Source organism: Pontimicrobium aquaticum, from assembly GCF_005047595.1.
Classification (GTDB): Bacteria; Bacteroidota; Bacteroidia; order Flavobacteriales; family Flavobacteriaceae; genus Pontimicrobium; species Pontimicrobium aquaticum.
This window is the reverse complement of record NZ_SUPL01000014.1, coordinates 1-12,409: the sequence shown is the minus strand read 5'-3', so window position 1 is coordinate 12,409 and position 12,409 is coordinate 1. Positions and strand designations below refer to the sequence as shown.

Annotated in this window: 16 protein-coding genes and 2 pseudogenes; 16 read left to right on the top strand and 2 right to left on the bottom strand. The window is 31.0% G+C overall.

What is annotated here, in order from left to right; all coding sequences use genetic code 11:
* Nucleotides 1-166 precede the first annotated feature (166 nt).
* The 6 genes and pseudogenes from bla (at nt 167) to E5167_RS15120 (ending at nt 3,676) form a co-directional block, all read left to right on the top strand.
* Entirely contained in the window at nt 167-967 is an 801-nt protein-coding gene (gene bla / locus E5167_RS15145; RefSeq protein WP_136845006.1) for a subclass B1 metallo-beta-lactamase, read from the top strand.
* A 165-nt stretch (nt 968-1,132) separates the two neighbouring features.
* The gene (locus E5167_RS15140; RefSeq protein ID WP_136845005.1) at nt 1,133-1,660 is read left to right on the top strand and encodes a hypothetical protein; all 528 of its coding nucleotides are present in this window, start codon (nt 1,133-1,135) and stop codon (nt 1,658-1,660) included.
* A gap of 186 nt (nt 1,661-1,846) precedes the next feature.
* On the top strand, nt 1,847-2,251 hold the full coding sequence (locus tag E5167_RS15135) for a hypothetical protein (protein WP_136845004.1): 405 nt from the start codon (nt 1,847-1,849) through the stop codon (nt 2,249-2,251).
* A gap of 319 nt (nt 2,252-2,570) precedes the next feature.
* On the top strand, nt 2,571-2,879 hold the full coding sequence (locus E5167_RS15130) for a helix-turn-helix domain-containing protein (protein ID WP_136845003.1): 309 nt from the start codon (nt 2,571-2,573) through the stop codon (nt 2,877-2,879).
* A pseudogene (locus E5167_RS15125) lies at nt 2,869-3,336 on the top strand (DNA cytosine methyltransferase); the annotation flags it as partial. The gene E5167_RS15130 and the pseudogene E5167_RS15125, both read left to right, overlap by 11 nt.
* 100 nt (nt 3,337-3,436) lie before the next feature.
* Nucleotides 3,437-3,676: a hypothetical protein gene (locus tag E5167_RS15120; RefSeq protein WP_136845002.1), complete on the top strand. Its 240-nt coding sequence runs from the start codon at nt 3,437-3,439 to the stop codon at nt 3,674-3,676.
* Here E5167_RS15120 and E5167_RS15115 read toward each other — a convergent pair.
* Nucleotides 3,666-4,136 carry a hypothetical protein gene (locus tag E5167_RS15115; RefSeq protein ID WP_136845001.1) on the bottom strand — a complete coding sequence of 157 codons (471 nt, stop codon included), beginning with the start codon at nt 4,134-4,136 and terminating at the stop codon, nt 3,666-3,668. The genes E5167_RS15120 and E5167_RS15115 overlap by 11 nt on opposite strands.
* The gene (locus E5167_RS15110) at nt 4,136-4,399 is read right to left on the bottom strand and encodes a helix-turn-helix domain-containing protein (protein WP_136845000.1); all 264 of its coding nucleotides are present in this window, start codon (nt 4,397-4,399) and stop codon (nt 4,136-4,138) included. The genes E5167_RS15115 and E5167_RS15110 overlap by 1 nt, the downstream gene beginning before the upstream one ends.
* 173 nt (nt 4,400-4,572) lie before the next feature.
* On the opposite strand from E5167_RS15110, the pseudogene E5167_RS15105 reads away from it, so the two are divergent.
* The 10 genes and pseudogenes from E5167_RS15105 to E5167_RS15055 form a co-directional block, all read left to right on the top strand.
* A pseudogene (locus E5167_RS15105) lies at nt 4,573-5,697 on the top strand (Sau3AI family type II restriction endonuclease); the annotation flags it as partial.
* 300 nt (nt 5,698-5,997) lie between these two features.
* Complete coding sequence (locus E5167_RS15100) at nt 5,998-6,240, top strand: type II toxin-antitoxin system ParD family antitoxin (RefSeq protein WP_047414192.1); 243 nt, start codon at nt 5,998-6,000, stop codon at nt 6,238-6,240.
* On the top strand, nt 6,237-6,539 hold the full coding sequence (locus E5167_RS15095; protein ID WP_136844999.1) for a type II toxin-antitoxin system RelE/ParE family toxin: 303 nt from the start codon (nt 6,237-6,239) through the stop codon (nt 6,537-6,539). The genes E5167_RS15100 and E5167_RS15095 overlap by 4 nt, the downstream gene beginning before the upstream one ends.
* A 163-nt stretch (nt 6,540-6,702) precedes the next feature.
* Nucleotides 6,703-7,140: a hypothetical protein gene (locus E5167_RS15090; protein WP_136844998.1), complete on the top strand. Its 438-nt coding sequence runs from the start codon at nt 6,703-6,705 to the stop codon at nt 7,138-7,140.
* Nucleotides 7,140-7,511, top strand: a complete 372-nt coding sequence (locus tag E5167_RS15085) for a hypothetical protein (protein ID WP_089376956.1) — start codon at nt 7,140-7,142, stop codon at nt 7,509-7,511. Before E5167_RS15090 ends, E5167_RS15085 begins: the two co-directional genes overlap by 1 nt.
* Nucleotides 7,512-7,665: 154 nt before the next feature.
* A complete protein-coding gene (locus E5167_RS15075) occupies nt 7,666-8,343 on the top strand; it encodes a hypothetical protein (protein ID WP_136844997.1) in 678 nt (225 codons plus the stop codon).
* Between the two features lie 162 nt (nt 8,344-8,505).
* The gene (locus E5167_RS15070; RefSeq protein ID WP_136844996.1) at nt 8,506-9,066 is read left to right on the top strand and encodes a hypothetical protein; all 561 of its coding nucleotides are present in this window, start codon (nt 8,506-8,508) and stop codon (nt 9,064-9,066) included.
* Nucleotides 9,067-9,335: 269 nt separating this feature from the next.
* Nucleotides 9,336-10,778: a serine hydrolase domain-containing protein gene (locus tag E5167_RS15065; RefSeq protein ID WP_136844995.1), complete on the top strand. Its 1,443-nt coding sequence runs from the start codon at nt 9,336-9,338 to the stop codon at nt 10,776-10,778.
* Between the two features lie 330 nt (nt 10,779-11,108).
* The gene (locus tag E5167_RS15060) at nt 11,109-11,465 is read left to right on the top strand and encodes a hypothetical protein (protein WP_136844994.1); all 357 of its coding nucleotides are present in this window, start codon (nt 11,109-11,111) and stop codon (nt 11,463-11,465) included.
* 187 nt (nt 11,466-11,652) lie between these two features.
* Nucleotides 11,653-12,147 (top strand): hypothetical protein, encoded by a 495-nt coding sequence (locus E5167_RS15055; RefSeq protein ID WP_136844993.1) that lies wholly within the window; start codon nt 11,653-11,655, stop codon nt 12,145-12,147.
* Nucleotides 12,148-12,409 lie beyond the last annotated feature (262 nt).

Sequence of the window (12,409 nt, the reverse complement as noted above, 5' to 3'; positions counted from 1 at the left end):
AACAACGCGCATAAAACATAGCTGGGATAGGTCTAATTAAACTATTTGTCTTATTTTTAAGGCAAATACCGAGTCTGAAAATAGCGGTTATATGACCGCTAAATTTCATGCTCGTAACCGTTGGCAGCAACCTAAAAGCAATTCGTAAATAAAAACAAAATTAAATATGAAAATATTATTAGTATTCACTCTTCTTTTGGGTTTGACCTTTATTTCGTGTAAGGAATCAACTTCTAAACAAAATCAGGCAAATGAAAAAACCAATAACGAAACAACAAACGAATCTTTAATCGACAGCTTGATAGTTTATCAAACAGATAATCTAATAATTAAAAAATTATCAAATCATATTTATGAACATATTTCCTATTTAAATACGGACGATTTTGGAAAAGTTGCCTGTAATGGTATGTTAGTTATAAATGAAAACGAAAGTGTTCTTTTTGACACTCCAACGGACAACAAAAGTTCGGTAGAATTAATCAATTTCGTGACTAAAGAACTAAAATGTAAAATAATAGCTCTTATCCCAACTCATTTTCATAACGATTGTGTTGGTGGATTAGCAGAATTTGAAGAACATAATATACCAACTTATGCTTCTAAACAAACTATTGAATTATTAAAAGAAAATGATCAAAAGTTCTCTCAACCAATTAAAGATTTTACTGATAGCCTCACATTAGATATTGGAAACAAGAAAATTTATGCAGAATACTTTGGTGAAGGCCATACAAAAGACAACATCATAGGTTATTTTCCAAATGACAATGCAGTTTTTGGCGGATGTTTGATTAAGGAAGTTGGAGCGAGCAAAGGATATTTAGGAGATGCCAACATTAAAGAATGGTCAAAAACGGTAGTAAAAGTTAAACAGAAATATCCCAATGCCAAAATTGTGATTCCAGGACACGGAAAATGGGGCAAAACTGAATTATTTGATTATACAATAAAATTATTTAAATAGAAAAAGGCAGCTGCCAACAATGGCTATAAGTAATTGCTTGTTCTCGCCTACTTCTGAAAATCCTTGCGGATTTTCAGTTCGGTGTGTACTTGCAAAGTTAAGTGCTAAACCACGCAACTACTCATAGCCGAGACCGTTGGCACACATTTGAACTCACTCAAACGCATGGACGAAAAAATTGTAATTAAGTACGTTGATGAATTGGTTAATGATTTTATAAAAGACCCCTTCCAAGATTTCACTACCAACGAATTTTTAGACTTTAGTAAAATATTTCGGACTGAATCAATGAAAAAATCTGAACGATTGGATTTAGCAGACGAAATAGAGATTTTCGGAATTAAAAAAAAGTTGTTTAAAGTCAGCCAAGGACATATCTTATTGCTCGACGAAAAAGGTATCGAGCTAAAAGACTTTAAAAAAGGGTATGTAAAGTTTGAGAAATCACTCAAAAAAACTCCTTTGACTTTATACCAAAAAATATATCTATCTTTCTTCATTCCTTTATCGATTTTAGCTTTATCAAATAGATTTTTTCCGCCTGTTTCAAAATCTGATTTTCAAGAGTTAAGTCGTGATTTTGACTCTCTAAACTTGAAATTTGATTATATGAAGAAACAAGTAGATATATTATCAAAGCTAAATGAACATGACACATTACAGCCCAAAAATTATCCCGATTCAGATAATTGAACGGATTTAAAAATCGCAACGGACTAAAAAACGTGTGCCAACAACGTACATAATTCATTGCTTCGGATTTATCCTTCGGAAAATCCTCGCCTTGTCTTAATTTGTTTCTTTTTTTCATATCTTTTGTCTTAATTTACGCAACGCAATCATGTACAAAACCGTTGTAAACAATTTAAAATCACATTAATGAATAGATTACCAATTTTTATATTAGCCCTTACAATTAATTTTATCTCCTTCGGACAAATCAAATCAGAATCGGAGTTAATCGGCAAATGGACTGTCGTAAAAATGATTGACAAACCGACAGAAGCTCAATTCAAGCCTATTGTTGATGCTTTCGAAAAATGCACATTCATTTTTAAATCAAATCATGATTTTGAATTGACTACAACTAATGAGACGGAACTATACAAAATGATGATAAATGAAGTTCTCAATGAAGAGGTTAAATGGAGATTTAATAGTTCCACACAAACGATTGGGATTGGAAATTCAATAATGCTCATTAAAATAGAAAGCAGTAATGAAGAGCCTGTTTTTCATATTGAAGAAACTGGATTGAATTTGCTTGTCAAAAAAATAGAATAAAAACTGTTTACAACAATGTATAAAAATAATGCGTAAGTTTATTCCTAAAACTAAAGGTTAGTGCTTGTTTGCTGCATCTGATTTTCCTTCGGAAAATCCTCGCACTCAAACTACGCACTATTCTTACACTAGACCGTTGTGTTTCATACTACCAGCCGCATATTTTAGCACTTTTGGTTTTTGCCAACGCTAATTTCCAACGCTCTAAAAACCAAAAGAGCTAAAATTTTCCAACGCTCGAAATAATCCGAATTAAATCTTGGAAATCCAAAATGTTTTTATAAATTTGGACAATATTTGTCTAAAACTATTTTGACCAATGAAAACATTAGGCGACACTTTAAAATGTGCTAGAGAGGAAAAAGAATTGATTCTGCGAAAAGTTGCGGCTGAAGTAGATATTGACCAATCTCTCATTAGCAAATTCGAGAAAAACGAAAGAAAACCGACAATGGAACAAATCGTAAGACTTGCAAAGTTTTACGGACTTCCCGAAAGTGAATTAATAATAAATTGGTACTCTGAAAAAATTGCAGACGAATTAAAATATACGGAATCAACTTCCGAGATTCTAAAAGTGGCAGAAGAAAAAATTAACTATTATAAAGCTCAAGAAAATGGGAAATAAGAAAATGAAAGTTGCAGAATTATTTGCAGGAGTTGGAGGATTTCGTCTTGGACTTGAAAAAACTAATTATGAAGTAGTTTGGAGCAATCAATGGGAACCTTCAACTAAAATTCAACACGCTTCAAAGGTTTATGAAGCTCGATTTGGAAAAGAAAATCATTCTAACGAAGATATAAACAAAGTAGTAACAAGAAATGTAGAAGAAATTCCAGATCACGATTTATTAGTTGGCGGTTTTCCTTGTCAAGATTATTCAGTTGCTACAACTTTGCAAAATTCTAAAGGTTTAAAAGGTAAAAAAGGTGTTCTTTGGTGGTCAATTCATAAAATTTTAGAAAACAAAAAGAACAAACCAAAATATCTGTTTTTAGAAAATGTTGACAGACTTTTAAAATCGCCTGCAAAACAAAGAGGTCGTGATTTTGCAGTTATGCTACAAAGTTTAAATGATTTAGGCGTTACCTAAAGGTCGGGCTTTCCGCACTCGCTTTTTTGTTCCTATCGTCTCAAAAAGAGCTCAAACAATTGCTTCAATCCCTAACGCAAAAAGAGATTCAATGAAAATTAAAGAAATACTAGAAAAATTAGATGTCGAAAGTAAATATATCGGTTTCCAACTTTCCAAAAGAAATGGATTCATTAATTCTACTTGGCTGTTGTACAAAAAAGAAAAGGAATATTACTTTTTCGATATAAACCAAAAAGTAGAATTTATTGATGCTTTTAAGTATTCAAAATCCGAAGCCTTAATTGAGTTTGAAAAATCAAATTTCGAAATTGACCTTTCTATAAATTAATTTGAAATTGGATTCTTTTATTTCTAATTATTTTTTCTAACTCTTCAATGGTTAACATCACATAAGAAGGTGACTTTTCATTTAGACAAACGAAACAAAATCTAAATCTATCACCTAATAGTTTTCCAAAATTAAATTCATTTTCTGTTGCACCAAAAAAGAACCCTTTTGGGTTTTCAGGAAGATATTTTTTAGTTGTCTTTAATTCTATAAATAAAATCTCGTCAAGATGAGTTTCTATGTAATCTTTTTCAAATGCAATTCCTTTCAATTTTGGAATGTAAACCATATCAAAAGATTGTAAAAAATTATGCGGAATATTAACTCTGTCTAAAAGCTCTCTTTTCATTTCTTTATCGATTTTGAAAAAGCCTGTTTGTTCTTCAATTAGATAATTTATCCCTTGTTTTTCTGTAACATTATTTGATAATGTCAATTTAAATGAATGTTTTCTTGACATTAATCTTCAGTTTTTAGTTCGTATTTTTTAAGTAGCTCTTTTGCATTGTCAAACTTTAAAAGTTCGTCAAGAGTTAAATTGAAAGCTTTGGCAAAAATCGCCATATTGGTAAGCGAAATATTTCGTTCAGCTCTTTCTATCATTCCAATATAAGTTCTGTGAAATCCAGTTTTGTGTGATAGTTGCTCTTGACTTAAGTTTTCTTGAGTTCTTAAGTAGCGTATTCTATCACCAAATTCTTTTAAAAGAAATTTATTTATCATAGGTCGAAACTATACTAATTGTATGCTTTGAACAACCGACAATATGTATCATTCAAATGTTCTTTTGCGTTAGGGATTGCAGAGGAAATCCTTTTTTTGATTTTTCTTCAAAAAAAGATTGGAACGAAAAGCCCGACCTTTAGGTAACGCCCAAATAATTATCAAAAGAAAGGCTAGTCTTAAACATAATCAACTATTTAGAAGTTCATAAAGAAGAATTTGAAACAAGTTCGTTTTGGAAGAAAAATGCACATTTACTTTTGGTATTTTATCTTCACGATAGAGATTTAGATTTACTCGATTATTTAATAAAATTAGTTGACGGTTGGCAATATCCAAACGAAGACTTAAAAATTATTAAACAAGATTGGGAGTTAATAAATCAAAAAATTAAAGACGGAAAAGCTCACGAATTATCAAAAGGAGACACATTCTATCTTGGAGCTTGTACAAAAGGCTCAACTGCTTTTAAATCGTTTAGAGATCAACCATTTAATAATGAACAAGCAAAACAAAGAGCATATTCTTTAAAACAAGGATATGTAAATCACATAATTGCAAACATTGCTCAAGAAGAAACTGCGGTTTATGGAAAAATAATTGAACGACCTGAAATTTTAGACAAAGTTCGCTCAATTGAGGAAATAGTAATTTTAAAATTTCATCCATTTTATGGCAAATCAGCAGAACAAATAGAAAAAGAATTGGGTTTAGAATTAAATCAAAATGCCAAAAGCTATTTTGCAAATCTTACAAATGCAATTCTTGGACTTCAACTCGGTCAAAAAATTGAGGAATTTGAAAAAGCCGATATTCAAGTAAAAACTATCCGACTTAAAGAAAATGATTTACCAAAAGAAGACATTTCGTTTCCAACATTTGAATATCAAGAACTTGTAGAAACAGATTGGGAAGATTCAGATTTTAAGAACATTTTGGAAAGCAAATTTTTCTTTGTGTTTTATCAATTTGAGGGAGAAAATCTGATTTTAAGAAAAGTGAAATTTTGGAATATGCCCTACTCTGATATTGCTGAAGCCAAAAATGTTTGGCAAGAAATGGTAAAGACAGTTGCAAGTGGAGAAATCGTAAAAGAAGTAACTGAAAAAGGTGTAAGAAAAACTTATTTTCCAAAGAAAACTGAAAACAGGATAAGTCACGTTAGACCACACGCAAGAAATGCAGCAGATACTTATGAATTACCTGTCGCAGATAAATTAACAGGATTGACTGAATATACAAAGCATTGTTTTTGGTTAAACGCAAGTTATGTGAAAGACGAAATATATCTGAAATAAGCCAACGCTAAAAGCCATACACATTTGCAATTCGCTACAGCCACTACACAGCCAAAAATTGCAAAAGAGTATGTCTTTGCCAACGCTAGCAAGTTTGCGGAAAAAAGTACGAAAACACAACAACGTATATAAAAAATAGCGGTTTTAGTGCTTAAACGGAAATGAATTTTATAAATTTAAGGTCAGTGAAAATCCGAAAAGTTAGTGCCTAAAATCCGCTACTTTTCATATACAAAACCGTTGTGTGCAATTTGGCTACGTTACCAAGATTTGGTATATTTGAATAAAATTATAGTCAAAATGGGAAAAAACACATCAATATCACTCGGAAATCATTTTGAGGATTTTATCAGAGAAGAAGTAAATTCAGGTAGATATGGTTCGGTAAGCGAAGTTATTCGTTCTGCATTACGTTTGCTGGAACGCGAAGAAAAAAAAGAAAGAGAATTAATTAAAGCTCTCGAAGTCGGAGAAAATAGTGGTTTTATTGAAAATTTTGACCCAAAACAAAACCTGACTGAATTACATCGCAAACACTTATGAGTAAAAACCAATACCGAATAAGTAAACAAGCGATTGATGATTTAAATGATATTTGGGTTTATACTTTTCACAAATGGTCTAAAGAACAAGCCGACAGATATTACGACTTGATAATCGGAGAGATTGAATTTATAGCGGACAACTATCTGATTGGAAAACCGGCTGAACAAACCCGAAAAAACTATCGAATAACGAAAATCAAATCGCATCTGATTTTTTACAGAAAGGTCGAAAATGAAATTGTAGAAATCGTTAGAATTTTACATCAGAGAATGGATATAAAAAAACGACTGAAATAAAAACTGCACACAACAATGGCTATAAGTAATTGCTCGTTCTCGCCTACTTCTGAAAATCCTTGCGGATTTTCAGTTTGGTGTGTACTTGCAAAGTTTAGTGCTAAACCACGCAACTACTCATAGCCGAGACCGTTGGCAATAATTTGAGAAAATCGAAATCTTAATGAACTTTTACGAATTAATTTACCTGAATATTTATTTATCACTTTCGAGAACTAATAAATCTATTCCTGAATGGTCGACTCTGTTTTGTCTTTCTTCTTTATTCTTTTTAAATCTACTTTCAATTTCAGTTTTACTGAATATTGAATTAAAAGAGTTGAAAGAAACTCAAGTTTATATTATTGCAGGAGTTGTTTTCGGAATTCATTACTTGCACTTCCAAAAAGAACATCGGATTTTAAAAAAAATAACGGATTTAAAATCAAAAGTAAATCTGACAAATAGAATTTTGACAATATTATATGTTTTGGGAACAATCTCTTTATTCTGCTATTTAGCGAATATTGGACTTAATAATTATCTGATTTTAATAATTGTAATTATTGTACCCACTATTTTGGCACATCTTTTCGGAAAACGAAATGAACAATTTGATTAATGAAATATAGCATTCCAGATAAAAGAGAATTGACAAAATCCGAAATTGAATTTCTGACCTATCTGTTTGGAAAAGAAAAATCGGAATGGACTAATTCAATCGGAAATCTGAAAGTTATTGCGAGATGTGGTTGCGGAAAATGTCCGACTATAATATTTGGAAAAACATTTGACTCGGAAGTTCAAAACGGGAATTTAATAATAGATTACGCTGGAAAAGGTAAAAACGGAGAATTGATTGGAATATCTGTATTCGGAACTGACCTAATGCCGACTGAATTGGAATTTTATTCAATAGACGGAGAATTTGAAATTACAGAAATGCCGACAATTGAAACTCTGAAACCTATAACGGAAAATCTAACTGAATAAAAAATACTATTGCCAACACAGTATATAAAAAATTGCTAGTTTTAGCTAAACCAATGTTAGTTGCTCGTTTGCTAGCTTCTGATTTTCCTTCGGAAAATCCTCGCACGCAAACACGCAACTTTCCATATACATCAACGTTGTGCGTAATTTGAGAATGAACATTTTTAACGATTTAATCCAGTTTTATAACAGCCGAAATTCTGAAAATTGGAATTTTGCAAAACACTACGTGCCTGAATTTTTTGAATCGAAATTTATAGTGCATTGGGATTATGGAATAATCGAGAATTTTCCGTTTGACAAATACCCTTTGAAAAACGAAACTTTGGCGGAAATAAATAAACGAGTAAAAATTGAGCAAGAATTTAATGTCTTACTAAAAGATGAAAAACTGTATAAGCCTATTTCAATAAAAAAATTGGCAGACCGATTTAATGTTCCATATTCGCATAAAACAACAAATCTGATTCCCGAAACACCGGGAACTTCTTTTTTAGATAATTTAAGTTTATCCAAACTAAAGGATTCTTTAAAAAGGCTATCGGAAAACACAAAACTGAATCTATTAATTTATGATTCTGAAGAATATAATTACCATACTGATTTAGAAAAAGAATATATTGATGTTGATTTAGGAAAGTATTTTGAACTTCAAGAAATCTTTGGATTTCAATTAGATACGTGTCTTTTTTCAGAAAATTTGGAATGGTGTCTAACAACAGCAGAAGAAGCACCAATGCTGTTAGGTTGTAAAAAAGAAATGGAATCGGAAATAAAAAAGAAAATAGAATTAGAGTTGTTTAAAGTAGAAAATGAACAGGAAATGCATTAAAAAACTACGCACAACAACGGCTATAGTTCATTACGGCTGAAATTCCTAATCGGAATTTCAAGCCTTTTTGCTAAATTTATGGTAACGGCGGAATGATACTCGCGTACCATTCCGTAACGAAACCATAGCCAAAACCGTTAGCCACAAGTTGAACAAACTGCAATGAAAGAAACATTCATCGGACATAAATGTAAATTATTGAATTCCGAAAAGACAGGAATTACTCTTGAACTGAATAGTTGGAGTTCTGAAAATATGGTGGAAAAATATTCTGTCAGTTTTGATAAAGAAAATACTATTGAGCGAATAACTGAAAACCAACTTTCTTTTGGAGAAAAAATCTCAAAAACTGATTTTTTTAAACGGTTAATAAGAGATATTCAAGCGTCAGAGGAAAAAACAAGAGAATTTGCTTCTGCAATTCTATGTGATTTTCTTGAATTTGACATTGCGGATTTTGACCTAAACATATTGAAACTAGGAATTGAAAAGATAATTGAACAATTAAAAACCGAAAAAAATGCTAATGCTGAGCAAAAGTTAGCAGAAGGACTTTTTGAATTTATTTGGTCAGAAAAGTTAAATAAAAAAGAGGAATTAAAACTGTTGGAAAGATTGACTGAAATTAACTCTTATCAAATATGTCAGTATTTGGATGACGAAGATTATTTGAAAATTCCGAAAGTAAAAAAATATGTAGAACTGAATAAAACCAGTGGCTAACAACGTATAAAATTAATTGCTTGGTACGAGCCTACTTACGAAAATCCTCGCGGATTTTCTATTCGGTTTGTATTTGCTAAATTCGTTGCTAAACCACGCAACTAATCTTATACAAAACCGTTGTAGCACATATTGAACCGTACTGAATAAAGGCTACATAATTTTAAACATTATGTGCAAAAATGACAAAGTAACTAGACGGTATTCAGAACCTTTTAAACTGTAACAATTTCAAAATTTTGTAGTCTTTACAACAAAAACAACTAAAGATGAAAAAATATCATGTACTTTCATTAATAATAATTATGATTAGTATCTCTCTATATGCGCAAGACAATAGAAAACAAGACCTTAATGATTTAGCAGAGAAATTTAAAGATTCATTAGATTATAGTGGAGTCTTTTTAGTAGCAGATGATACTTCAGTTTTACTCGAAAAAGCTTATGGGTATGCCAATATGGAACATAGTGTTAAAAATAAAATCGATACCAAGTTTCGAATTGCATCAATAAGTAAAATGTTTGTTTCTTATGCTATTTTTATTCTAGCAGATAACAAAGAGATAGATTTTAATGAATCTATAGAAAAATATTTCCCTCTACTTAAAAGAGAACTTAGTGAAAAAATAACCATTAAACATTTACTCAGTCATTCTAGTGGTTTGATAAGAGATATTGATAATATATCTTCTAAATCATTTCATGAAAATTATACAGAAGAAGAATTCATCACTATTTTAAATTCAACAAATTTACAGTCTACACCAGGTAAAAGAAGTTCTTATTCAAATGTTGGTTTTAGCCTGTTGGGTAGAATTATTGAAAAAGTAACAAAGAAGAATTTTAATGAAGCAATGAGTCAATTGATTTTTAAACCATTAAAATTAAAAAATACAGGACATGAAATTGAAGGGCACATAATTACAGATTTGGCAAATGGCTACAATGCAATAGGTGAAGAATTATTCAAAAGTTCACACGAAAATAAGTCGCACGTATTTGCAGCTGGTTCTATGTATTCAAGTGCACATGACTTATTATTGTTTGCTAAAGAGGTTCTTAGGGGTAGCTTAATTTCTAATGAAACACGAAAGTTATATTTAAAAACAAAAGGTTATTCAACGTTTAGTGGTTGGGTGACTTGGAATTATTCATCAAATCTAAATAACCAAACGTCAAGTGGTCAGTTTTTAATGCATGGTGGGAGTTGTCCTGGTTATAGAGCTACAATTGGGATTTTTTTAGAGGCCAAAACAGTAGTTATTGGTCTTTCAAACAAAGCACCAATAAACACTTCCTTGATTTACAATAAATTAGGAAATATAGCTGTTGGTTTAGAACCAGAAGAACTATTTAAACCTAATTTATCTAAGTTAACAACCAACATACTTGATGGTAAGTTCGAATCTACTATTGAAAAATATGATAAATTACTTAAGAGTAATCCTAATAACGAAAAGTTAAAAATTGATGAGTTAAACACTATGGGCTACTTATACTTAGAATACAACAAAACCAAGGAAGCTATAAACTTTTTTAAGTTTGCAACTATGCTTTTTCCGAAGAATTCAAATGCATTTGACAGCCTTGGTGAAGCTTTAATTAGAGATGGGAAAGAATCGGAGGCAATAAAAATGTATGAAAAGTCATTAAAATTAAATCCGAAAAATGAAAATGCAAAAGCTGTAATAAGGCAGTACAACAATAATTAATCGCTAATTTTTGTATTATCATCTCTTTCTTTATTGATTCTTGAGTTTATATATTTAAAAGGTGTTAGAAAAGTGAAAATATTTGGAGGAATAAATATGAGTACAAATAACGTGCTACAACAACGTGTATAATTAATTGCTAGGCAAGTTGGTTAAGAAAACCATCTAATTACAGAATTCATTATATTAGTTCATCGAAAAATTCTAACGAATTTCCCGCAACTAATCATACACAAACACGTTGTGCATAATATGAGAAACACCACATTGAGAACAATAATATTGATAGGAATTGTGATTTCAGCATACTCTTGCGGAATAAATAAAAACGTGAAATCTGACTCAAATTCTGAATTACCAAAAGAACTTTTCCAACGTTGGGAATTGGATTATGGAATGGTTAACGGAGAGAAAATAAGTGGGCTTCCAAAATCACCAAGTAATGACTACAAATTTAAACGGAATGGAGAATATCTTCTTTACAATGTGGATGAAACTTATATGACTGGAACGTGGGAATATAATAGCGATGAAAAAATAATATATACGAAACGTGACGACGGAGAATTAAATGGAAAAGTAGCGGATTTAAAAGCTGAAAGCATAACTCTTATTCCAGCTGGAAAAGCTGTTGAGGGAACGCCTTTTGAAAACTTCCGATTTTATTACAAACCAAAAACTGAATAAAATACTATGCACAACAACGTGTATAGCTCATTGCGGCTGAATTCCTAATCGGAATTCATTGCAATTTGCTATCTTTCGGTTACGGCGGAAAATCATAGCTGATTTCCCGCAACGAGCCATACACAAGACCGTTGTGTACAATACGATGAATCGAACTATAAATATACTTTTACTACTAATTTCAACTTTGAGTTTTTCTCAAAATAGTTCGGAATTTGATATTTTTCAAAAAATTATTGACAATGAAATTGGACGAGGATCTTTGGATATTTATCTGCGTTGTGAAAAAATAAAAACCTTTTTTGACCAAAATAGTTTTAAAGAGCAAACTGGAATTAAAGTACCCGAAAATATTTTAGACGAACTTGAAAAAAATGCATTAGAAAGTGTTGACGGAATTTGGAATCCAGAATTAATCAAAGAATTAAATTATGCTTCTGACTTTATTAAAAGTGAAAAATGTTTGACTTTAAAAGATGCTAAAAGCATATTTAATAAGTCTGGAAAAAGACATTCAATAATTTTATTAAGTCAACCCATATTCGATTCTAAATTTGAACATTGTGTTATTTCTATTTCATATTCGAAATATCCTGGAAGCGCCTATGGACAAACATATTTTTTAAAAAAAGTATATGGAATTTGGACAGTTATAGTTGAATATGAACAATGGATGACTTAAAAAAGTACTGTACACAACACCGTGTAAAAAACATTGCTTATTTTAGTTCAACCGTTTGGTCGTTGCTTTGCTTGCTTGCATCCGATTTTCCTTCGGAAAATCCTCGCACACAAACACGTAACGTTCCTTACACATAAACGTTGTATGCCATCGGAGTTACTTTTTGACATTCAACTTCGGTTTTCGGAATATCGTATCAGAAAAAATTGTTCGTTTAGATTAAGGATTGACTGGATTTTGTGTATTGTCAACCTATCAGGAA

What these genes read in the sequence shown, in the direction of transcription:
- E5167_RS15090 (WP_136844998.1), top strand. Translation starts at nt 6,703, where the DNA reads ATGAACTTTTACGAATTAATTTACCTGAATATTTATTTATCACTTTCG.
- E5167_RS15070 (WP_136844996.1), top strand. Translation starts at nt 8,506, where the DNA reads ATGAAAGAAACATTCATCGGACATAAATGTAAATTATTGAATTCCGAA.
- E5167_RS15140 (WP_136845005.1), top strand. Translation starts at nt 1,133, where the DNA reads ATGGACGAAAAAATTGTAATTAAGTACGTTGATGAATTGGTTAATGAT.
- E5167_RS15085 (WP_089376956.1), top strand. Translation starts at nt 7,140, where the DNA reads ATGAAATATAGCATTCCAGATAAAAGAGAATTGACAAAATCCGAAATT.
- E5167_RS15100 (WP_047414192.1), top strand. Translation starts at nt 5,998, where the DNA reads ATGGGAAAAAACACATCAATATCACTCGGAAATCATTTTGAGGATTTT.
- E5167_RS15095 (WP_136844999.1), top strand. Translation starts at nt 6,237, where the DNA reads ATGAGTAAAAACCAATACCGAATAAGTAAACAAGCGATTGATGATTTA.
- E5167_RS15130 (WP_136845003.1), top strand. Translation starts at nt 2,571, where the DNA reads ATGAAAACATTAGGCGACACTTTAAAATGTGCTAGAGAGGAAAAAGAA.
- E5167_RS15065 (WP_136844995.1), top strand. Translation starts at nt 9,336, where the DNA reads ATGAAAAAATATCATGTACTTTCATTAATAATAATTATGATTAGTATC.
- E5167_RS15135 (WP_136845004.1), top strand. Translation starts at nt 1,847, where the DNA reads ATGAATAGATTACCAATTTTTATATTAGCCCTTACAATTAATTTTATC.
- E5167_RS15075 (WP_136844997.1), top strand. Translation starts at nt 7,666, where the DNA reads ATGAACATTTTTAACGATTTAATCCAGTTTTATAACAGCCGAAATTCT.
- bla (WP_136845006.1), top strand. Translation starts at nt 167, where the DNA reads ATGAAAATATTATTAGTATTCACTCTTCTTTTGGGTTTGACCTTTATT.
- E5167_RS15120 (WP_136845002.1), top strand. Translation starts at nt 3,437, where the DNA reads ATGAAAATTAAAGAAATACTAGAAAAATTAGATGTCGAAAGTAAATAT.
- E5167_RS15110 (WP_136845000.1), bottom strand. Translation starts at nt 4,399, where the DNA reads ATGATAAATAAATTTCTTTTAAAAGAATTTGGTGATAGAATACGCTAC.
- E5167_RS15115 (WP_136845001.1), bottom strand. Translation starts at nt 4,136, where the DNA reads ATGTCAAGAAAACATTCATTTAAATTGACATTATCAAATAATGTTACA.